The sequence below is a fragment of the Microcoleus sp. Pol12A5 genome (assembly GCF_036701435.1).
In the GTDB taxonomy this organism is placed as follows: domain Bacteria; phylum Cyanobacteriota; class Cyanobacteriia; order Cyanobacteriales; family Microcoleaceae; genus Microcoleus.
In genome coordinates, this window is record NZ_JAUBQU010000036.1 from 1 (window position 1) to 20,076 (window position 20,076).

The window sequence follows — 20,076 nt, forward strand, 5'->3', positions numbered from 1 at the left end:
ACGAGATATTCTTCGAGATTGCTTTGGCCGATGCGGCGGTTGAGTTTTGCCCCAGTTGTTGCAGCCCAATCGTTTGAAGCTGATGCTGTTGGTGAGGGGCGAATCGTAAAGCGGTTGGGAACTTTTGACAGCAGCAATTCATCGCCGCCGCGCTGCAAAACTACTGCCAGACTTTCTTCTGGAACTCCGATACCTTGATAATTTTGGAGAGTTTCGGAGGTCGGTTTGCTTGGTTGTACCATCACAAATGTTCCTGTTTAATTTTGATGTAGAGTTATCAAACATATTTATAAGCTGTCAGGCAGGTTTTTACCCTGAGGGGTTTGAAACTGTAACTAACAGCGGTAGAGTGCGCCATAAGCGCCTTGCATAAATCCATTAGTCTCTTATAGAGGGACGAAAGTTTGTGTAGGATCGGTTTCAACCGCAGATTTTTATTCGATCGCGGCGAGTTTTTCAGATCGACCACCTCACAGAAAACTCGTTTTGAGCCTTTCTCCCGATCGCACCCTTTGACATTTCAACAAATTTGGTTTACACTTAGCCGGTTGCGATCGCCAATGGTAAGATCGGCTCAAGCTAAATATTTTTTTAAAGCGCACAGGCGCAAAGTAATTTCATGGTATACTCTGGAACTGTTTGCTGGCTTCGCTCCACTGCCCGGATTACGATCGGGGCGATCGCAGCTTTTACCCTGCTGCAACCGCTCTCAGTCCAAGCACAACAACCTTCTGGGCCAGAGAACCAACAGCAAGTCGATCCCGCCGACGACCCCACAGACCCCAACAATCTTCGCCCTCTGACGCAAGACAGCAGTCTGCTGAGCGTCCAAGGAGGCCAGCGTTTGATGACAGAAGCCAGCAGTGCTATTTCCAATCAGAATTACGCACTGGCTACTCAAAAACTCCAAGAATCCCGCCAAATTTTCAATCAACTGTCCAACTTCTACCAACAACTGGGTAGCAGTTTTGCCGGAATTGACATCCGCTTGGCCGAAAGCCACCGCACCAAAGCTGTAGAAACAGCCCAAATGCGCGACGAAGCTACCTACCGGCTGGCGTTGGTACACCGGGCGCAAAATAAGCCCGAACTGGCTGTGCCCCTGCTGATTCAGATTATTCGATCGCAGCAACCAACTCGCGACTTGGGAAAGAAAGCTTACCAGCAGTTACTGGAATTGGGTTTTGTGGATTCGCCCTTTCCCCGGCCTGCCAGCAGTCAACCGAGCTCATCGAAAAAATAGTTTCACTAAAATCTAAATTACAGCCGTTTATCAGAGAAACCAATGGTTACACCGTCTCAAGTAGCAGAAATGATTAAGGCAGGGTTGCCCGACGCTAAAATACAAGTTGAGGATTTGACCGGTGGCGGTGACCACTACCAGGCGAGAGTCGTCTCTGCAGCCTTTGAAGGAAAAAGCCGAGTACAGCAGCACCAACTGGTCTACGGCGCTCTCAAACAGGCAATGGCTAGTGAAGCCATCCACGCTTTGGGCTTGGAAACCTTAACTCCCGCAGAATGGGAAGCGAAAAGTCAAGTTGCTTAATTGTTGAGCAGCCATTGGATATCACAAGTTTGTGCTTGTGTCAAGAGTTGCTTGAAATACAACTGCTCCACTTACGCACAAAAATCATAAAAACCCGGTTTTTTTACCGGAATCTATGGTTGTAACGAAAGATTTTCGTAAAAAACGCGGTTTCTGCGTCAGTCAACGTTTAAAACTTTTCAAACAATATTAGGACCTACCATGAGTACAACAGCACATCAAAGAATTGACGAGTTGGTTAAGCAAAACAAAATCATGGTGTTTATGAAGGGCAATAAGTTAATGCCCCAGTGTGGTTTTTCTAATACTGTGGTGCAAATTCTCAATACTTTGGGAGTGCCTTACGAAACTGTTGATGTTTTGGCAGACCAGGAAATTCGTCAAGGGGTTAAAGAGTATTCCAACTGGCCGACAATTCCCCAAGTTTATATCAACGGCGAGTTTATTGGAGGCTCGGATATTATGATCGAGATGTATCAAAAGGGCGAATTGCAAGAAGTTGTAGAAGTGGCTTTGGCTTCTTAAATTAGACAGAAAAAACATCTCCCCGACCTCTTAAAGAAGTCGGGGAAATAACAGCAATCGCGTTTTACGTTGAATTAGGTTGTTTACTTAATTATTCGTTACCAGGCAGAGCCTGGGAACACAATGCGGTCGGCTCGACAACATCCAATTTGTAGGGTAGGCTCAGAAAGCGAGGCCTAGCCTCTGGACATCGGTTCCCCAGCACGGCTAGGGAACGAGTTAAGCGCAGTACAAGTTCCCAATTCCCAATTCCCAATTCCCAATTCCCAATTCCCAATTCCCAATTCATCAAGGGTTTATCCAACCGAATTTGCTATTTAATAGTAGTCGGCTTCAGTTTGGGTCTGTGGCATTGCAAAATTGGAGGGGTCGTGAATGTAACGCGCTGCTTCTTCCTCTAGTCTGTGAATCAGATAGGGTTCCAAACCGTTGGAATGCCGCAGGGCTGCTAAATACCCGTCTAAGTAAAGCCGCAGGTCATCGAAGCGATAACCTCTATTCCACATTTCGACGAGGGCGTCGGTGAGTTTCTGGTAGTGCCGGATTGTTTGGGTGTCTTGTAGCATGGTGTGAGGTTGAAATCCTTTGTGGTTTGTATAATGACGGCGGGATTTAGGAATTGCCTCGATTGATGCTGAGTGGCTCAGCTTGAGGCTATTTCTAAATAAAAGTTTTTACCCTGCTCAACAGGCTACCCTCCATAAAAAATTTCACTCGTTGCAATGCAGTTGCTCGACTTTTTGCGCGCACCTAGATAATTCGCTGTGCGTTTAATGGAGTCGGGATGTTGCTGAATTTTGCGGTCAAAGTGGCTGAGTGTTCCGGCTACCGAGCGAACGGTTGGAGGAATTCTAGTTTCACTTGCGCGATTTGTCAACCTCCTGGGAGTGGGGGCTGGGTCGGGGGGATCGCTTTTAGCAGGCGGTTGGGGCATGGGGTCGATCGGCTTTACACTGTCTTATTTTCATTGTAAGCTCATCGCCATAATGATTTAACCTTTCTGCAGGCTGACCCTGCCAAATTAACCCAATCTTTAACATTCGTACCCTGGGTGTGTCCGCTGCTTTCAACGCAGCTCATGCTTGAGTAGCGATGGTTACAAAAGCTTGACAAAAGCTCTGTTAACCTTGTAGCAATTAGTGATATGGGAAGCTCGCCTCTGTGGAATCTGCAAGTATTTCAATTGTTGAAGGGAATCCGCACCTGCGATCGCTCTTGGGCTGGCATCTACAGCAAGTCGGTCACTGGGTGCACCAGTCAGCGGATATCAGTCACGCTAGGGAAATATTTTTCAGCCGCCAGCCAACCCTAGTCATTCTGGATGCCCAATTGCCGGATGGGGACGGTTTGGAATTTTGCCACTGGCTGCAACAGCAGCAGCAGTCGCTGATTTTGATGCTGTCGGCGCGGAATTCGGAATCGGATATTGTTGAAGGTTTGAAGGCGGGGGCAGACGATTACCTGACTAAACCCTTTGGGATGCAAGAATTTATGGCGAGGGTGGAAGCTCTGATGCGCCGCAACCGCACGATGATACCGCCGGCGACGCTGGAGTGCGGGCTGCTGAAAATTGATTTGGTGCAGCGCCGAGTCAGGTTGTACGAGGAACATATTGAGCTGACTCCCCAGGAATTTAGCCTGCTGTACGTGCTAGCTCAAGCTGGAGGAGTGCCGCTGTCGCGCTCGGATTTGCTGCGTCGGGCGTGGCCCGATGCGATTGATAACCCCCGGACGATCGACACTCACGTACTCTCTCTGCGTAAAAAAATCGAAATCGACCCGCGACAGCCGAGCCTGATTCAAACTGTACGGAATGTCGGCTACCGACTGAATCTGGAGTTGTTGAATAATGCCAATCAGGTCCATTCACCAGTTCCCAGGGCGGTGCTTTCTTAGAGTATTAAGTAGGTCATTGCAAAAAAACAATAGTATCTTATAGGGGCGGGTCTAGCTAAGAATCACTCATATACAAGCGAGAAGATGAAGGCAAAACCCGCCTGACCTATCTATTTAATGTTTATTTTTACCCACCTACTTATCAGCCGATAAGTCTGATTTTATGTTGGGAATTGATTGGCGATCGCATCGGTTTTCGCGGCCATAATAAAGTCATTGCGGTGCAGTCCAGAAATCGCGTGAGTCCACCAAGTAACGGTAACTTTTCCCCACTCGGTTAACAGTGCGGGGTGATGTCCTTCGGTTTCTGCTGCTTCCCCGACGCTGTTTGTAAAGGCGATCGCACTTTTGAAATCCGGGAATTCGTAGGTGCGTTCTATTTGGGGAATGCCATTTTTTTCGATTAAATTCCAGTCGGGAATTTGAGGTTTTAGCTGGACAATTTCGTAAGCTGTGAGGCGGGGAGAGTTTGGGCGGCAGGCGGCACAGCGTTCTTTTGCTAAAGGTTCCATAAATTGCTTGTTAGCGATCGGATGCTAAAAGATATTATAGACATTTCTAATGTCAATAATTTTGGATGGGTGCAACTGTCATTTAGGAGTGAGGTAAAGAATGTGATTGAAATCGTTCAAAAAACAGATGAGCAATAATTTAAAATTTCTGGAAATAATCGTTAACCGTGGAATAGATTAACCGATAATATCAGGAAGGGGCGGGTTGATTTGGCTATCTTGCTGATATTGTAAATGTTGGTGAACCCGCCCCTGCAAGTGCGATCGCTCAACCGATCGCCTTTTTAATCAAATCCAACTTACCCTTATAAGGAGCATAACGCCATTTCAAGTCAAGCCAAAATGACTTTTGCAGCACGCTTTTGTAATGAGAAAAAGTATTAAAACTCGCTTTGCCGTGATAACTCCCTATCCCGCTTTCACCAACTCCTCCAAACGGCAAAGCTGTCACCCCGAATTGCATGACAGTATCATTTATGGAAACTCCCCCAGAAGAAGTTTCCCGCAAAACTTGCTCTTGTTTTTCTTTATCCTTCGAGAACAAATACAAAGCTAATGGTTTAGGACGGGCGTTGATTTTGGCGATTGCCTCCCCAAAATTTTCATACTCCAAAACTGGCAAAATCGGTCCGAAAATCTCATCCTGCATCACCGGCGAATCCCAGGAAATATTATCTATAACCGTCGGTGCAATATATCTATCTTCCGGCGTAACTTTCCCGCCGACGACAATTTCTCCATCTTTAATAAACGCACTCAAACGTTCCAATTGCTGCTGATTTATAATTCGGGAATAGTCGGAACTTTTTTGCGGGTCGTCGCCGTAAAATCCGTGAATTGCTGTTTTAATTGCCTCAATCAAATCTGGTTTAACTTTTTTATCAACTAACAGGTAATCTGGAGCGACACAAGTTTGACCGGCATTGATGAATTTGCCCCAGGCAATGCGTTTAGCAGTGTATTCAACTTGAATATCTGAGTCTACAATGCAAGGACTTTTGCCACCCAATTCTAATGTGACAGGTGTCAGGTGTTTAGCAGCAGCTTCCATGACTATTTTACCGATTTTGGTGCCGCCTGTAAAGAAGATGTGGTCGAATTTTTCCACTAATAATTGTTGGCTGATTTCGACTCCTCCTTCGACGGCTGCTACGTAGGCGGGATCGAAGGTTTTGGTAATCATATCGGCGACAACTTCCGACGTGTGCGAGGCGATTTCAGAAGGTTTGAGGATGGCGCAGTTGCCGGCGGCGATCGCCCCGACCAAAGGTGATATCATTAGCTGAAATGGGTAATTCCAAGGCCCGATGATTAAAACAACGCCCAAAGGTTCTGGGTAAATGCGGGCCGATGCTGGGAATTGATCGATCGAAGTAGGAACTTTTTGCGGCTTTGCCCACGATTTTACATTTTTGATGGCATAATTAACTTCTGCGATCGCAGCAATTTCAAAATAAGCCTCGTACTCCGGCCTGTTCAAATCAGCCTTGACAGCATCCACAATCCGTGATTGATAGGAAGCGATCGCACTTTTGAGATTCTTGAGTTGTTCGATCCGAAAATCCACATCCTTAGTTTTCCCAGTCGCAAAAAATTGTCGCTGCTGGTGGATAATATCGCTGACTCTGATTACCATATTTATTGCTCCATGTCTATCAATAAATGTTACAACAGGAAAACGGAACTTGGGTAAATTGCGATCGGTGTTAAAGCGCAGACTTCTTGAAGAAGTCTACGATCGGGGCTTTATGCTATAACTTATAAGGTATTAATTGTAGATTTTTAATTTGAGTTAAGTCATGAAAATATCTAAGAACGATTTTTTTTTCTATTCCTGCTGGCTGCTTTGCTTGCTTGCAGTAGCAGGATGTACCTCTAAGCCCGAAAAGCAAGTTGTCATCTGCTCGAAAGACTTTACCGAACAAGTCATCCTCGCAGAAATTTTAGCACGCCATATCGAAGCTAAAACAGATATCAAAGTAGAACGAGAACTGAATCTCGGAGGTTCGCTTTGCCATCAATCCCTAACAGCAGGTAAAATCGATTTGTACGTCGAATACACGGGGACTGCTTACGCCAACTTGCTCAAACAGAAACCGATTTCTGACCCCAAAAAAGTCCTCGATTACCTCAAGCAAGAATATCCCAAACAGTTTAAAGCTGAGTGGACGGAACCGCTGGGATTTAATAACAGTTTTGCGATTATTGTGCGGGGAGACGATGCCAAAAAACTCAATTTACAAACTCTCTCGCAACTTGGGAAAGCTGCACCTAACCTCCGGGCTGGTTTCGGCCCAGAATTTAAGGAGAGAGAAGATGGATTTCCCGGATTAGCTAAAACTTACGGGATTAAGTTTCGAGAAGAACCGAAGGAGTTGCTGTTAGGATTGCTTTATCAAGCGCTGCAACAAAAAGAAGTAGATGTGATTGCTGGTAATACGACGGACGGTTTGATTCAAAGTTTAGGTTTAGTAGTTCTCAAGGATGACAAGAACTATTTCCCGCCCTACGAAGCAGTTCCGGTTGTGCGATCGCAAATTTTGGATAAATACCCGGAATTGCGTCCAGTCCTCGCAGAATTGGGCGGCAAAATCTCCGAGGAGGATATGCGACGGCTCAATTATCAAGTTGATAAGAAACAGCAAGAAGCTAGAGAAGTAGCCCAGGACTTTTTGCAGCAAAAGCTGGGCGAGTCAGAGCCAGTAAGTCCGCCAAAATAGAGGGTTTCAATGTTAGTATATTCCCACGTCAAGTTAATTTGCCAAGCTGCAAATTTAGATTTTAGATTCAACAATTAGGAACATAGGATAAGGTGCGCGGCGCGCACCCTACAATACACTTAGGCTTTCCTCTTAAGTCCCTTCACTGAGCCGGCGCAAATTCAAAATATCGCTCATCTTTTTAATTTGCATACAAGTGCGCTCGAACTGTTGTTTATCCTGGATATCCATGCACAAGTCAATTAATGCAGGCAATCCGGGATAGGTTTTGACTTGAGCGCTGCGGACGTTTACTTGGTTGTCCTTCAAATGCGATAAAACATCATTGAGAACTCCCACTCGATCGAGGGCTTCAATTTGAATGTTAACCGGATAAGTGTTGGGTCGAGATTCATTGCGGTTGCTGGAATTCCAACTCACAGGAACCAACCGATCCCCAGGCACGTTCTCAACATTTGAACATCCTTGCCGGTGAATCGAAATTCCGCGAGTACGAGTCACCACTCCAATAATTGATTCCCCAGGAATTGGACAGCAACAGCCGGATAAATGGTAGAGCAATCCCTCTACACCTGCGATCGGCGATTTGCTCGGAGACGAACTCGGTAATGGTTTCGGTGTCGTCGATGCAGGTATTAGCTGGGGCACTTCCTGCCCTCCTGCGGGAGCAGCTTCAATTTTTTGCTGCACTTTTACTAAATCTCGCAGTCGATTTACTACGAGATTTAGGGTGACTTCGCCGTAGCCCAAACCTGCGATTAAATCTTCGACGCTGTGGTAGTTGCAGCGCTGAGCCACCGATTGCATGGGCTCAGATTTTAGCAAAGATTCCAAGCCATTTTTACCTAATTCTTTTTCCAGCAATTCCCGGCCGCGAGCGAGATTTTCATCTCGGTGCGATCGCTTCAACCACTGGCGAATTCGGTTTTTAGCTCCGTTTGTCTTGACAAAATTCAACCAGTCGGAACTCGGATGACCATTTTTTTGGGTCAAGATTTCTACAATATCGCCGTTCTTTAAAACCTTGTCTAGTGTTACCATTCGCCCGTTGACTCTGGCACCTGTGCAGTGATTGCCAATTTCTGTGTGAATGCGGTAAGCAAAATCTACGGGAGTCGATCCGCTATTGAGAGCAATCACGTCTCCGTTAGGAGTAAAAACGTAAATATCTTCGTCGAATAAGTTATCCTTAATGCTTTGTAAATATTCGCGATCGTCTTTGAGGTCGCTTTGCCATTCTAGGAGTTGTCGCAGCCAAGTAAATTTCTCGTCGTCGCCGGTAACTGTTGTGTTAGAACCGCCAGTTTCTTTGTATTTCCAGTGGGCAGCAATGCCGTATTCTGCAATGTGGTGCATTGCTACGGTGCGGATTTGCACTTCGATGGGGCGGCCGCTGGTTCCGATTACTCCGGTGTGCAAAGATTGGTAGCGGTTGGCTTTTGGTAAACCGATATAATCTTTAAAGCGGCCGGGAATCGGGCGGAAAGAATCGTGGACGATCGCCAAAGCCCGATAACAGTCATCATTGGTTTCTACTATGATCCGCACCGCCGCAATATCGTACACTTGCTTAAACCCTTTTTGGCGGCGCTGCATCTTCGAGTAAATCCCGTACAAATGTTTAGGACGGCCGCTAACTTCATAGCATTTAATGCCTAAATTGTCAAGCCTTTCTCGCAAACAATCTGTGACTTCTGCGAGTTGAGTTTCTCGATCGGCTCGCTTCTCGGCCACCAATTCCTGAATTTCGCGGTAAGCTTCGGGTTCCAGGTATTTAAACGCTAAATCTTCCAATTCCCACTTAAAGCGGCCGATACCCAAACGGTTCGCCAGGGGAGCAAAAATATCTCGGGTTTCTAAGGCAATACTGCGCTGCTTTTCTTCGGACAAATGCTCCAAAGTTCTCATGTTGTGCAGCCGATCTGCGAGTTTGACCACAATGACGCGAATATCTTTAGCCATTGCTAGGAACATTCGGCGGAAATTTTCCGCAAGGCGCTCTGTTTTGCTGGAAAAATTAAACTTAGAAAGCTTGGTGACACCTTCAACCAACTGTCGCACTTCCGCGCCGAACCGCTGTTCTATTTCTTCGAGAGTAATATCTGTATCTTCAACAATGTCGTGGAGGAAGCCGGCAGCAATCATGACGTTGTTGCCGCCCATATACCGGAGTATTCCAGCGACAGCTACCGGATGGCAAATGTAAGGTTCTCCCGATTTGCGGTATTGTCCTTCGTGCAAGTCGCGGGCAAATTCAAAGGCCCGACAAATTAAGCTGTCGTCAGCCGAACAATTCGGGTTAGGGCCCCCATCAGGCTGCGATCGACTATTCAGGCATTCTTGCAGCCAATCGGGAACTACAGCAGGATCGATCGAAGGAGAGGGAGTCAGAGTGTTCGCGTTCATGGGGTACACCTTTAAAACTTAGAAATACAAATGGTTAAAAGCCGGTTTCCGGTTGAATTGCCGAAATTATGTGTTTAGCTATACTAAACTAATTGAATGCCACAATTTGCAATTCAAAAAAATAGTCGATTTTTCTGTTAACTATACCTATCTACTTCCGAGTCGCCCCCCCTCGCAGGTAGGAAAATATAGTGACACCACTGCCGCCGCAGTCTGTCGATCCGGTAAAATAAGCATATTTTGGCGGTAGCAGTTGAGGTAGCGGGGGCTCGGCATTTACCGGCAACGCTCAACAGAAAGCAGCAGCCAGAAGGGTAGAGTTAGGGCAGAAAATCGAAAAAAGTTCTCACAAAACAGGGAATTGCTCCAAAAACGCACGGCTTCCCTCCATATGAGCAAACTTAAGTAAGTATCTACTTTGATTATAAATACAAATTTCTTTACAAAATCATGATATTGTCCGAAGACCGCCGCCAGTGCTACCAAAAATTACAGCAAGCACTAGAACAACTACAAAGAACTGCTGCACAGGATAATCTGGATCGGGCCGCGCTGGCGATCGAATACACAAAAGTGCAACAATTTTTCGGAAACCAAATTATGAGAGCCGAAAGCGATGAGTTAGACGCCTCAGAAACACCCCCAGAGCAGTCCTATTTGACGGAAATTCACAAGCAACTGCGGTTATTGGGGACAGATGTCACGTTTTTGCAAGCGTCGCGCCAGCCAGCGACAGCAAAGGCGAGGCAAACTGCGGCGATCGCGCGGCTTAATACGCTAATTTGCTACTGTGGCGCGCTGCTGCAAAAAAATTCTGGTTCTTCAGGGCCCGCCCAGATACAGAATTAATAATTGAATTAACAGGGAATTAATAAGGCAAGGAGAAATAAAGCGGTGGAATGTCCAAAATGTAAACATCCCAATTTAGAAGGCGGTACCTTAGCCGGCCGTATGTCGGTGCAGTGGTGTCCCAACTGTTACGGTATCTGGATTCCAGGCAGAGAATACGAAGCTTGGCAGAAAGAGCAAAGCCAGTGGTACAACAAATCCGAGAAGCCTGATGCGACAGGGACTCTCGGCATAGAATTCACCCCGTCTGTCTACGACAGCAAAGCAGCGCTGTGTCCCGAAGACGGTCACTATCTGTCGCGGGCGAAAGTTCCTTTCAGCAGAGTGCCCTTTTACATAGAGCGCTGTATGTTGTGCGGGGGCATTTGGTGCGATAACGGCGAGTGGGACATTCTCGAAAGTCTGGGATTCCACACCGAGATTGACAAGATGTTTTCTCCGAATTGGCAAGCTAAGGCCCGCGTGCAAGAACTCGCCTCTCGGGAACGTCAAGTGCTGACTGAGAAGCTGGGGCCGGATATCGCCGGATATGTGTTGGAACTCGCGGAAGTTTTAGCAGACCATCCTCACGCAGATTGTGCCGCTACTTACATACTGCGGAGAGCTGAGTTGAAGCGAAGGGAAATTTAATCTGTTGGCTGTTGACAGTTGGCTGTTGGCGGTTGACTGTTAACGGTTGACTGTTGACGGTTGTTAGTAAGCGGTTGGTCGGTTAATGATGTAGTGATAAAATCTTTGTTTGTAGCAATTTCTATTGGTATTTACAAACTGTGGACGGTTGACTGTTGACGGTTGTTAGTAAGCGGTTGGTCGGTTAATGATGTACTAATAAAATCTTTGTTTGTAGCAATTTCTATTGGTATTTACAAACAGCATATCGGTCTCTTGCCAATCACTAATAAGCCATGAAAAATACTAATAACTAACAACTAACCGCCAGGATATTGACAAACAATAAATAACAACAGTCAACAGTTAACAGTCAACAGACAACACTTAACAGACAACAGTCAACAGACAACAGACAACAGACAACAGACTAAGGACTAATGACTAATGACTAATGACTCTTCTCTATTTTCCGTTGACAATTTGCGAGTAGCTTATCCTCAGCGGCGAGGCCAATCCGGTTGGGCCGTTGACGGGGTTTCCCTGACGCTGAAACCGGGGGAAAAGCTCGGATTAGTTGGGGAGTCTGGGTGCGGTAAGTCAACTTTGGGAAGGGCGGCGATGCGGTTGCTGCCGGATTCAACGCTGATTGAGGGGCGAGTTAGTTTTGCTGGAGAGTCGGTGTTTGATATGAATGCTTCGCGGCTGAGACGGTTTCGGGGCGAAGCTGTAGCATTGATTTTTCAAGATCCGATGACTCGTCTCGATCCTTTGATGACTGTAGGAGAACATTGCATCGAGACTTTGCAAGCTCACAGACCGAATTTGGATCGCAAGCAAGCTAAGAAACGGGCGATCGAAACTCTGGAAGCTGTGAAAATTCCCGCTTCTCGCTGGTCGCAATTTCCCCACGAATTTAGCGGCGGAATGCGGCAAAGAGTAGCAATTGCTTTGGCTCTTTTGCTCGATCCCAAATTAATTGTGGCGGACGAACCGACTACAAGTTTGGACGTAACTGTAGCTGCTCAGATTTTGCAGGAATTAACCAGACTTTGTGAGGAACGGGGAACGGCTATTTTGTTGATTTCTCACGATTTGGCGATGGTGGCTGAGTATTGCGATCGCATTGCGGTGATGTACGGCGGTAAAGTCGTAGAAACAGGGCCGGTGCAAAACGTGTTTGAAAAGCCGCAGCACGAATATACTCGATCGCTCCTCAAAGCAGCTTTGCACATTCAAGCCGATTCCGACAAAGGGTTAGCGTTCGAGGAAATCAGGACTGAAGCCGTTACTGCAAACTTAACAAATTCGCCTCTTTTGACCGTAACGAATTTGCAGCAACACTACAGTTTAGAAAGCAATTTATTAGATCAGTTGTTTTCCAGGAATCGCCAGGTAATTAAAGCCGTAGACGGCGTTAGTTTAGAGCTACAACGGGGAGAAATCCTAGGGCTGGTGGGGGAGTCCGGCTGCGGCAAAAGTACCTTGTCACGCACGATTTTGCAGCTAATTACCGCGACGGGTGGCAAAGTGGAATTTCAAGGAATAGATATAACTGCCCTGAACCGCGATGCTGTGAGGAAGCACCGCCGCGAAATGCAAATGATCTTTCAAGACCCCCACGCTTGCCTGAATCCGATGATGACTGTCGGGCAAAGTATTGCTGACCCTTTGTTTATTCACAAATTAGCTAATGCCAGCGAAGCTAAAAAACAAGTAATCCAAATGTTAGAGCGGGTGGGTTTAAGTCCAGGGGAGGATTTCTTTCGCCGCTATCCGGGGGAATTGTCAGGAGGACAACAGCAGCGAGTTTCGATCGCCCGCGCTTTGATTACTCGGCCGCAACTGATAATTTGCGACGAACCTGTGAGTATGCTGGATGCCAGCGTGCAGACTCAAGTATTAGAACTGATGTTGGAGTTGAAGAAGGAATTTAATTTGACTTATCTGTTCATTACGCACGATTTGTGGGTGGCGAGATTTTTTTGCGATCGCATTGCGGTAATGAATGCGGGAAAAATTGTTGAAATCGGTAAGACTAGGGATATTTTTACTAATCCGCAGCACCCTTATACTCAGCAATTATTGCAGGCAGCTCCTTTACTGGCTCGAACTCAATAGAAAGGTATAAAATTGGGGCCATCTAATTTCTGTCACGAGCTTCTAGATGGATTTCGGAAATTTCCGGTTAAATTGGTTAAAGTTAAGGGATACTTTTCAAATCATTCCACCGACACCAAGCACGATATGGCAGAATCTGACCTAGGCAGTTTTGCGGTGGCACCCGACGCCTCATTCGCGATCGCACAAGATGAAGACACCGAGATCGATCGTCCGACGGTAACTAGATCGTCAGCATACAACAATTGGTCTGCCGACGATCCAGTGGGAGCTTTGTTCAAGGAAATGGCTCGCTATCCTCTACTCAGTGCCACCGAAGAAGTAGAGTTGGCGCGCCGCGTTCAAGAATTGGTAGCCCTGGATGAACTAGAACAGCGTTTGCAGCAAGAATTGGACAGAGTGCCGACAAAAGCTGAACTCGCAGCGGCTTTGGGGATAAGCGAAACTCAACTGCAACAGCTTCGCCACCAGTGTCAGTCGGCGAAACGGAAAATGATCAGCTCGAATTTGCGCTTGGTGGTTTCGATTGCCAAACGCTATCTTAATCGGGGCGTGCCTTTTCTCGATTTAATTCAAGAAGGAGCTTTGGGTTTGAATCGCGCCGCTGAAAAGTTCGATCCGGAGAAGGGTTACAAGTTTTCTACTTATGCCTATTGGTGGATTCGCCAAGGAATTACCCGGACAATTGCCAATCAAGGGCGGACGATTCGCTTGCCTGTTCACATTGTCGAACAGTTAAATAAACTCAAAAAAGTTTATCGAGATTTGAGGCGTTCTCTTCAACGCAATCCAACTGAAACTGAACTTGCTAGAGAAATGCAAGTTACTTGCGAACAGCTTCGTTACCTCCAGCAAGTACGCCGGCAATCTTTGTCTCTCAACCACCGCATCGGCTCAGAAGAAAGTTCGGAACTTTTGGATGTTCTCGAAGATAACGCGACGCAATCTCCCGAAGCTCAGATGAATGAGATGATGATGCGCCAAGATATTTTGGAGGTGTTGGACAGTATTTTGACTGAGCGCGAAAAAGAGATTGTTGCTATGCGTTACGGTTTGCTGACCGGCGAACCTTACACTTTAGAAGAGGTCAGCAGTTTGTTCAATTTGTCCCGCGAACGAGTCCGTCAAATTCAAAATAAGGCAATGCGAAAGCTGCGCCGCCCTCAAGTGACGGAACGATTGAAGGGCTGGTTGAAATAAGCTAGAAAACATTGAGTTTGCATTGTGAAAAATCTTAAAATTATTGTGGGTGGACACTCCAACGTCGCCCTAAATATGTTAATTCAAGGTTGACAAACTTAATTAAAAATTACAAATCAAAAATGTCTTGATGTGGTATTTTTAATTGTTGATTGTCGCGTCGTACTTACTTATTTATGTCTTCTGAGGTAATTTTGCGCCCAGCTACCCGCGCCGACGTGCCGGTGCTGTTTGATTTGATTAAAGCTTTAGCTGAGTACGAAAAATTATCTCATGCCGTGACTGGCAATGCGGTTGATTTGGAGAATCATTTGTTTGGCGATCGACCTTTTGCTGAAGCGATTTTAGCGGAGTGCGAAAATCGAGTTGTGGGCTGGGCGCTGTTTTTTTACAATTATTCTACTTTTTTGACTCAGCCGGGAATTTATTTGGAAGATTTGTTTGTGATCCCTGAGTTTCGAGGGCGGGGAATTGGCAAGTCTTTGATAGTTTATTTAGCGCAGTTGACGGTTGAAAGGGGCTGCGGGCGTTTGGAATGGAGTGTTTTGGATTGGAATGAATTGGCGATCGGATTTTACAAGGGTATCGGTGCTGATGTGATGCCCGACTGGCGGATTTGCCGGGTTGCCGGCGAATCTTTGGCAACTTTGGCATCGAAACAATTGTAAAAACCCCTCGATAAGACTCGGCGAGGGAAATCGCTACTATGCAAACGAAGTCCTTCTCTAAGAGACTAAGACCTCAAGGTGTGTATCGCGCACCTTACAACGAATCTGTAGGGTGTGCACTGCGCACCTTACAAAAAATCTGTACCGCCTCAAATCTATGGTTGCGTAAATCGGAGTAGATAATTGGCAAAAATATAGGAAAATTTAAGTAACAGTAGATTTTGATTGAGAGAGTAGATCGTGATTATTTGGGTAAACGAGCAAATCGATCCGTCGGGCATTCTTTATTCTTGCATTGCTTGTTGCGATGAAAGCCAAGCGAAGGATTGCCACGAATCTTTTGAGAAGAATTTGACTGCAGAGCAAAAACAGCAGGGCTGGGTTGCTACTTTGCGGACTGTTAGTTCTTGGGATGAGGTGCCTGTTAATGCTTTGAAATTGAATTAATGAGTACAAGTCATTAGCAGCTTTAGTGTCGCCCTGTTTCGGTTCGAGAGAAATGCCAGGAAAACGTGGGACATCAGTTCGTCCAAGGCAAGATAGCTCGATCGCACATTTTTCAAATTACAAGAGGTTTCGTGAATGTGAAGGTAAAAAGCTGCAATCTTTTGGGGCTGCGAGTCTGAAAATAGTGCCCTGCAAGATGCGGGAATGTGGGCAAAATTTTTTGGGCCTGGAGTGCTACCAACACCCTAGGACGAACAAGCGTGCAAGTGCGATCCTCTTCGAGGGTTACGCTAACGACAATTCGCATTTTTCAAACGGATTTTACCATTATTATTAATAGATAAAGGCATTTCAAATTGTCAAGTTAAATTTTTATGATTGAAACCTTATTTCACGCTTATACCCCTCTGGTGATCTGGACTGGCTTGGGACTGCTGCTGTTTCGGTACATCCCAGTTGATTTTCCCAAGCTGCTGAGCCACTTTCTTTTCTGGATTGGGATACCGCTGCAAATTCTAGTTTTAGCCCGTCAGAGCGATTTTTCGGGTGCTGTGGGATTCACGCCGGCGATCGCCATATTCGTGTTATTTCTGAGTACGAGTTTTGCTTGGCTGACTTGGGTGTTATTGCGTAGGCTGAGTGCGGCCCACATCAAAAAGCCCTATTTTCAGGGCAAAAATTCTTTATTAAATTTATTTCTGTTAAATATAAATTCCTTGAAGCGATCGAGCCAAGGCAGTTTTCTCCTAGCTGCGATGTTAGGGAATACGGGCTTTGTTGGATTAGCAATCACCCCCTCTATCATCAGCACCGATAACAACAACTGGGCTGTCTTGTACAGCGTCACTAACAACGTTATTGGAACTTATTGTTTCGGTGTATTTATTGCTAGCTATTTCGGAAACTCCGAGCAAAAAAATCACTGGTGGACTCAGATCCGGGACGTGCTGACAGTTCCCGCCCTGTGGGCTTTTTTAATTGGTTTTTATACTAGAAACATCCCCCTGCCCGAAACAGTGGAATCGGGATTGCAGACTGCTGTTTGGGTGGTAATTGCTAGTGCTTTGCTGCTGGTTGGCATCCGGCTGAGGTCTATTAAGAAATGGGAAAGTTTTGAACTGGCGTTAATCCCGTCGCTGTTAAAAGTGGTAATTGTGCCCGTGATAATCGGATTGGGTGCTAGTTATTTCGGATTGAGTGGCGATCCGAGGTTCGTGTTGGTGTTGATGTCGGGAACGCCCACAGCTCTTTCCGTGCTGATTTTAGCAGAAGTCTACGAGCTCGATCGCGATTTGTTAGCTAGCAGCATCGCCATCACTTCCGTCGGTTTGCTGCTGATGCTTCCCTTGTGGTTAGCTGGGTTTAGTTAAAATTAGCTAAATTTTCAAATCAGATTCCTATAAAATTTCGCAGTACAATCAACAATAACTGCACGCAAAAGACGATGAACGAGCCAATAACTGCTACAGGTCTGCCTCCTGCATTCCCTGACCATACCCAATTGCCAGACGAAGACGGTACAGTTGTAAAAAATTTTTAGGAGCATCCCCAGAGCATCATTTTGACAGATTCTATCGGGCCGGTTGTAGAGCGGCTGCACCCAGACGGACAATATGCGATCGGGCAAGATTGTGGCATTTACTGGCGAGAAACTGACCCGCCAGAGCGAGGTGCAGAAGCACCCGATTGGTTTTACGTGCCAAATGTACCGGCAACACTTGACGGTTTTCGCCGTTCTTATGTACTGTGGCGGGAACACATGGCTCTGTTCATTGCTTTAGAATTTGCTAGCGGTAATGGAGAGGAAGAGCGCGATCGTACTCCCTTGACTGTGGCCGCTGACGGTACCACCACTAAACCGGGTAAGTTTTGGGTGTACGAGAGAATTATTCGCATTCCTTACTACGGCATTTATGAAATGAGAACGGGCAATTTAGAAGTCTATCACCTAATAGATTTTGGGTATCGAAGGATGGAGCCAAACGAACGCGGTCACTATCCCATTCCTGTACTAGATGTAGAATTGGGACTGTGGCAGGGAAGCTATCAAAATCAAGAACTGCTTTGGCTGCGGTGGTGGGATTCGCAGGGGAATTTGCTGTTAACTGGCTCCGAACAAGTTGAAATTGAGCGGGCCCTGGTCGAACAAGAACGGGAAAGAGCCGAACAAGAACGGGAAAGAGCTGAACAAGCAGAGCGAAAAGTCACCCAGTTAGCCGATCGACTGCGAGCAATGGGAATCGATCCCGATGCTGAGGATTGATATCAAATTCCCCAAACTTTCTCTGTAGCGCGAGCATCCCGCACCTTACCTTTTATAATCACAAAAAACAAAGCTGATGGAAACTAAACCACCTCTACCGCCCTTTACCTTGGAAACGGCTAAAGCGAAAGTTCAAGCTGCTGAAGATGCCTGGAATACCCGCGATCCAGAACGAGTAGCCTTAGCTTATACGGAAGATTCTCAGTGGCGAAACCGTGCCGAATTCTTCAGCGGACGGGAAGAAATCAAGGCTTTTTTAAGACGAAAATGGGCAAAGGAATTAGATTACCGTTTAAAGAAAGAACTGTGGAGTTTTACAGACAATCGGATTTCTGTTAGATTTGAGTATGAGTGGCACGATGATTCTGGCTACTGGTATCGCGCCTATGGTAACGAACAGTGGGAATTTGCAGAAAATGGGTTAATGCGAAGACGTGAAGCTAGTATTAATGATGTTCCCATTCAAGAATCAGAACGGAAGTTTCGATAGGAGTTATCTGTGAGTTGCTTAATGAAACTTAGACATTTTCTCACCTTTTTAGGGGCTGAAAACCTCTCCCTAGCAAAAGAAAGAGGTCTATGGCCTAAAAATGCCTGAAACCATTGTAAATATTAGATTTATCCCCTTTCGAGGTAAAAGTCTTTCTCTATCTAGGTTTTAAGCCATTTTGGCTTCAGTTTTTGTCTCAGCCCGTTAGCGTAACTTTCGGAATTACTGCTGATTTCTCCCCTGCAAATGAAAACCGCTATATGATGAATTGGGCCCAATCAGTTTCCTAGACCATAGATACCGCGAAATTGGTTGCTTTACAGATAGTCGGCATCTCAATAATAAACTCCGTTCCCTGCTCTGGCGTAGAAAAACACTGTAGTTGAGCGCAGTGTTTTTCTAGCAGAATTTTTCGGCTGATTGACAATCCCATGCCTGTACCTTTTCCGATTGGCTTAGTAGTAAAAAAGGGAGTGAAAAGTTTTGAACGAACTTTCTCAGTCATGCCAATACCATTATCAGCAATTGTTACCCGAATGCCTGATCCCGTGCTAATGTTGTCATAGGAATTGCCCGCTACGACTTCAGTACGAATCAAAATTTGTGGGTGAAAAACTTTACCCTCTTCTCTACTTCCCAGCTCTTCCAAAGCATCTATAGCATTCGCTAAAAGGTTCATAAACACCTGATTAAGCTGACCTGCATAACAGGTCACAAGTGGCAATGGACTATACTCTTTAATCACGTTAATAGCAGGACGATCTGACTTAGCCTTGAGGCGATGCTGCAATATCATCAAGGTGCTATTAATACCTTCGTGAATATCTACTGATTTGATTTCGGTTTCATCTAAGCGCGAAAAATTTCGTAGAGACTCCACAATCATACGAATGCGTTCGATGCCTAACTGCAAGGAAGAAAGCAACTTTGGCAAATCGTCCATGATAAATGACAACTCTCCATCTTCTATTGCCTGGAGAATTTCTGCTTCGGGTTGCGGGTAATGCCGTTGGTAGAGATTCAATACATAGATGAGTTCTTTAATATAATCCTTGGCGTGCGAGATATTGCCGTAAATAAAGTTAACCGGATTGTTAATTTCATGAGCGACACCTGCGACTAATTGACCGAGACTCGACATTTTTTCACTTTGAACTAGCTGGACTTGTGTTTCTTGCAGTTCTTTGACAAAATGCTCTAAGGCCAGAGCTTTTTGGTGTTCTTTTTCTTCACTGAGCCGAAGTGCTTTCTCTACTTGTTCGCGCCGCTCTATTTCCGAGTGCAATTTATGACCGAGACAAAAACTTCTCAAAGCTGTTAGCACTGTAGTGTATAGCTTTGATGTCGTTAATTCAGTTTTAGTTTTATAGTCATTAATATCGTAATTGATAATAACGCTTTTTTCGGGTACTTGTCCGGGTTGACCTGTGCGTAAAATAATTCGCACTAACTGATTGCCTAACACTTCGCGGACATATTTAACAAACTCTAAGCCAGCATCATCCGTTTCCATGATTACATCAAGCAGGATGATAGCCACATCAGGATGTTCTTGAATTAACTCTTTAGCTTCCTTAGCGGAATAAGCACTAATAAATTTTAAAAATTTATTTTCATAAACAAAATTTATTAAGGCTATATTGGTAGCTGTGTGAACGTGAGATTCATCATCTACAATCAAAATTTTCCAGCTTTCTGTCGGAGAATCTTCTGATACTTCATCGGCAAAAAATAACTCTTCATCTGAGTTAACTTCATCCGCAAATAACACTTCTTCAGATGATATTTCATTTGAAAAGCCGTAAATACTCTTGTCCATTGCTG

Annotated in this window: 19 protein-coding genes and 2 pseudogenes; 14 read left to right on the top strand and 7 right to left on the bottom strand. The window is 45.6% G+C overall.

Features of this window, described 5'->3' with window-relative positions:
- Nucleotides 1-242: pseudogene (locus QUA45_RS12305) on the bottom strand (S8 family serine peptidase); the annotation flags it as partial.
- A gap of 377 nt (nucleotides 243-619) precedes the next feature.
- Here QUA45_RS12305 and QUA45_RS12310 point away from each other — a divergent pair.
- The 3 genes from QUA45_RS12310 (at nucleotide 620) to grxD (ending at nucleotide 2,071) form a co-directional block, all read left to right on the top strand.
- Nucleotides 620-1,243 carry a hypothetical protein gene (locus QUA45_RS12310; protein WP_333220898.1) on the top strand — a complete coding sequence of 208 codons (624 nt, stop codon included), beginning with the start codon at nucleotides 620-622 and terminating at the stop codon, nucleotides 1,241-1,243.
- A 42-nt stretch (nucleotides 1,244-1,285) separates the two neighbouring features.
- Nucleotides 1,286-1,546, top strand: a complete 261-nt coding sequence (locus tag QUA45_RS12315) for a BolA family transcriptional regulator (RefSeq protein WP_333068825.1) — start codon at nucleotides 1,286-1,288, stop codon at nucleotides 1,544-1,546.
- 201 nt (nucleotides 1,547-1,747) lie between these two features.
- The gene (grxD, locus tag QUA45_RS12320; protein ID WP_190657705.1) at nucleotides 1,748-2,071 is read left to right on the top strand and encodes a Grx4 family monothiol glutaredoxin; all 324 of its coding nucleotides are present in this window, start codon (nucleotides 1,748-1,750) and stop codon (nucleotides 2,069-2,071) included.
- A gap of 91 nt (nucleotides 2,072-2,162) precedes the next feature.
- Here grxD and QUA45_RS12325 read toward each other — a convergent pair whose 3' ends face one another.
- On the bottom strand, nucleotides 2,163-2,375 hold the full coding sequence (locus QUA45_RS12325) for a hypothetical protein (protein ID WP_333220900.1): 213 nt from the start codon (nucleotides 2,373-2,375) through the stop codon (nucleotides 2,163-2,165).
- A 13-nt stretch (nucleotides 2,376-2,388) separates the two neighbouring features.
- Entirely contained in the window at nucleotides 2,389-2,637 is a 249-nt protein-coding gene (locus tag QUA45_RS12330) for a DUF6761 family protein (RefSeq protein ID WP_006634037.1), read from the bottom strand.
- Nucleotides 2,638-3,232: 595 nt separating this feature from the next.
- On the opposite strand from QUA45_RS12330, the gene QUA45_RS12335 reads away from it, so the two are divergent.
- Entirely contained in the window at nucleotides 3,233-3,967 is a 735-nt protein-coding gene (locus tag QUA45_RS12335; protein WP_333220902.1) for a response regulator transcription factor, read from the top strand.
- 161 nt (nucleotides 3,968-4,128) lie between these two features.
- Here the strand turns inward: QUA45_RS12335 and QUA45_RS12340 are convergent, their stop codons facing one another.
- Both QUA45_RS12340 and QUA45_RS12345 read right to left on the bottom strand, forming a co-directional pair.
- Nucleotides 4,129-4,479, bottom strand: coding sequence for a 4a-hydroxytetrahydrobiopterin dehydratase (locus QUA45_RS12340; RefSeq protein WP_333097133.1), 351 nt, complete (start codon nucleotides 4,477-4,479; stop codon nucleotides 4,129-4,131).
- 268 nt (nucleotides 4,480-4,747) lie between these two features.
- Entirely contained in the window at nucleotides 4,748-6,115 is a 1,368-nt protein-coding gene (locus QUA45_RS12345) for an aldehyde dehydrogenase (RefSeq protein ID WP_333097135.1), read from the bottom strand.
- A gap of 163 nt (nucleotides 6,116-6,278) precedes the next feature.
- Here QUA45_RS12345 and QUA45_RS12350 point away from each other — a divergent pair, with 163 nt between their 5' ends.
- A complete protein-coding gene (locus tag QUA45_RS12350; protein WP_333220904.1) occupies nucleotides 6,279-7,199 on the top strand; it encodes a glycine betaine ABC transporter substrate-binding protein in 921 nt (306 codons plus the stop codon).
- A gap of 132 nt (nucleotides 7,200-7,331) precedes the next feature.
- Here QUA45_RS12350 and QUA45_RS12355 read toward each other — a convergent pair whose 3' ends face one another.
- Complete coding sequence (locus QUA45_RS12355; protein WP_333097137.1) at nucleotides 7,332-9,605, bottom strand: bifunctional (p)ppGpp synthetase/guanosine-3',5'-bis(diphosphate) 3'-pyrophosphohydrolase; 2,274 nt, start codon at nucleotides 9,603-9,605, stop codon at nucleotides 7,332-7,334.
- Between the two features lie 450 nt (nucleotides 9,606-10,055).
- Between QUA45_RS12355 and patD the strand changes: the two genes are divergently transcribed.
- The 9 genes and pseudogenes from patD to QUA45_RS12400 all read left to right on the top strand — a co-directional run bounded on the left by patD (nucleotide 10,056) and on the right by QUA45_RS12400 (nucleotide 18,252).
- Nucleotides 10,056-10,454 carry a heterocyst frequency control protein PatD gene (gene patD / locus QUA45_RS12360; protein WP_333097138.1) on the top strand — a complete coding sequence of 133 codons (399 nt, stop codon included), beginning with the start codon at nucleotides 10,056-10,058 and terminating at the stop codon, nucleotides 10,452-10,454.
- Between the two features lie 45 nt (nucleotides 10,455-10,499).
- Nucleotides 10,500-11,084 (top strand): zf-TFIIB domain-containing protein, encoded by a 585-nt coding sequence (locus QUA45_RS12365; RefSeq protein WP_333097139.1) that lies wholly within the window; start codon nucleotides 10,500-10,502, stop codon nucleotides 11,082-11,084.
- Nucleotides 11,085-11,510: 426 nt separating this feature from the next.
- Entirely contained in the window at nucleotides 11,511-13,184 is a 1,674-nt protein-coding gene (locus QUA45_RS12370; protein ID WP_333097140.1) for an ABC transporter ATP-binding protein, read from the top strand.
- A gap of 126 nt (nucleotides 13,185-13,310) precedes the next feature.
- Complete coding sequence (locus tag QUA45_RS12375; RefSeq protein ID WP_333220906.1) at nucleotides 13,311-14,384, top strand: RNA polymerase sigma factor, RpoD/SigA family; 1,074 nt, start codon at nucleotides 13,311-13,313, stop codon at nucleotides 14,382-14,384.
- A 176-nt stretch (nucleotides 14,385-14,560) separates the two neighbouring features.
- Entirely contained in the window at nucleotides 14,561-15,052 is a 492-nt protein-coding gene (locus tag QUA45_RS12380) for a GNAT family N-acetyltransferase (RefSeq protein WP_333097144.1), read from the top strand.
- 240 nt (nucleotides 15,053-15,292) lie between these two features.
- On the top strand, nucleotides 15,293-15,499 hold the full coding sequence (locus QUA45_RS12385) for a glycogen debranching protein (RefSeq protein WP_333075545.1): 207 nt from the start codon (nucleotides 15,293-15,295) through the stop codon (nucleotides 15,497-15,499).
- 374 nt (nucleotides 15,500-15,873) lie between these two features.
- Nucleotides 15,874-16,869, top strand: a complete 996-nt coding sequence (locus QUA45_RS12390; protein ID WP_333220908.1) for an AEC family transporter — start codon at nucleotides 15,874-15,876, stop codon at nucleotides 16,867-16,869.
- Nucleotides 16,870-16,943: 74 nt separating this feature from the next.
- Nucleotides 16,944-17,762 (top strand): annotated as a pseudogene (locus QUA45_RS12395) (Uma2 family endonuclease).
- Nucleotides 17,763-17,838: 76 nt separating this feature from the next.
- The gene (locus QUA45_RS12400; RefSeq protein ID WP_190657739.1) at nucleotides 17,839-18,252 is read left to right on the top strand and encodes a nuclear transport factor 2 family protein; all 414 of its coding nucleotides are present in this window, start codon (nucleotides 17,839-17,841) and stop codon (nucleotides 18,250-18,252) included.
- Nucleotides 18,253-18,538: 286 nt separating this feature from the next.
- On the opposite strand, the gene QUA45_RS12405 is transcribed toward QUA45_RS12400, so the two are convergent.
- Nucleotides 18,539-20,071, bottom strand: coding sequence for an ATP-binding protein (locus tag QUA45_RS12405; protein WP_333220910.1), 1,533 nt, complete (start codon nucleotides 20,069-20,071; stop codon nucleotides 18,539-18,541).
- Between the last annotated feature and the right edge of the window lie 5 nt (nucleotides 20,072-20,076).

What these genes read in the sequence shown, in the direction of transcription:
- QUA45_RS12310 (WP_333220898.1), top strand. Translation starts at nt 620, where the DNA reads ATGGTATACTCTGGAACTGTTTGCTGGCTTCGCTCCACTGCCCGGATT.
- QUA45_RS12315 (WP_333068825.1), top strand. Translation starts at nt 1,286, where the DNA reads ATGGTTACACCGTCTCAAGTAGCAGAAATGATTAAGGCAGGGTTGCCC.
- grxD (WP_190657705.1), top strand. Translation starts at nt 1,748, where the DNA reads ATGAGTACAACAGCACATCAAAGAATTGACGAGTTGGTTAAGCAAAAC.
- QUA45_RS12330 (WP_006634037.1), bottom strand. Translation starts at nt 2,637, where the DNA reads ATGCTACAAGACACCCAAACAATCCGGCACTACCAGAAACTCACCGAC.
- QUA45_RS12340 (WP_333097133.1), bottom strand. Translation starts at nt 4,479, where the DNA reads ATGGAACCTTTAGCAAAAGAACGCTGTGCCGCCTGCCGCCCAAACTCT.
- QUA45_RS12345 (WP_333097135.1), bottom strand. Translation starts at nt 6,115, where the DNA reads ATGGTAATCAGAGTCAGCGATATTATCCACCAGCAGCGACAATTTTTT.
- QUA45_RS12350 (WP_333220904.1), top strand. Translation starts at nt 6,279, where the DNA reads ATGAAAATATCTAAGAACGATTTTTTTTTCTATTCCTGCTGGCTGCTT.
- QUA45_RS12355 (WP_333097137.1), bottom strand. Translation starts at nt 9,605, where the DNA reads ATGAACGCGAACACTCTGACTCCCTCTCCTTCGATCGATCCTGCTGTA.
- patD (WP_333097138.1), top strand. Translation starts at nt 10,056, where the DNA reads ATGATATTGTCCGAAGACCGCCGCCAGTGCTACCAAAAATTACAGCAA.
- QUA45_RS12370 (WP_333097140.1), top strand. Translation starts at nt 11,511, where the DNA reads ATGACTAATGACTCTTCTCTATTTTCCGTTGACAATTTGCGAGTAGCT.
- QUA45_RS12375 (WP_333220906.1), top strand. Translation starts at nt 13,311, where the DNA reads ATGGCAGAATCTGACCTAGGCAGTTTTGCGGTGGCACCCGACGCCTCA.
- QUA45_RS12380 (WP_333097144.1), top strand. Translation starts at nt 14,561, where the DNA reads ATGTCTTCTGAGGTAATTTTGCGCCCAGCTACCCGCGCCGACGTGCCG.
- QUA45_RS12390 (WP_333220908.1), top strand. Translation starts at nt 15,874, where the DNA reads ATGATTGAAACCTTATTTCACGCTTATACCCCTCTGGTGATCTGGACT.
- QUA45_RS12400 (WP_190657739.1), top strand. Translation starts at nt 17,839, where the DNA reads ATGGAAACTAAACCACCTCTACCGCCCTTTACCTTGGAAACGGCTAAA.
- QUA45_RS12405 (WP_333220910.1), bottom strand. Translation starts at nt 20,071, where the DNA reads ATGGACAAGAGTATTTACGGCTTTTCAAATGAAATATCATCTGAAGAA.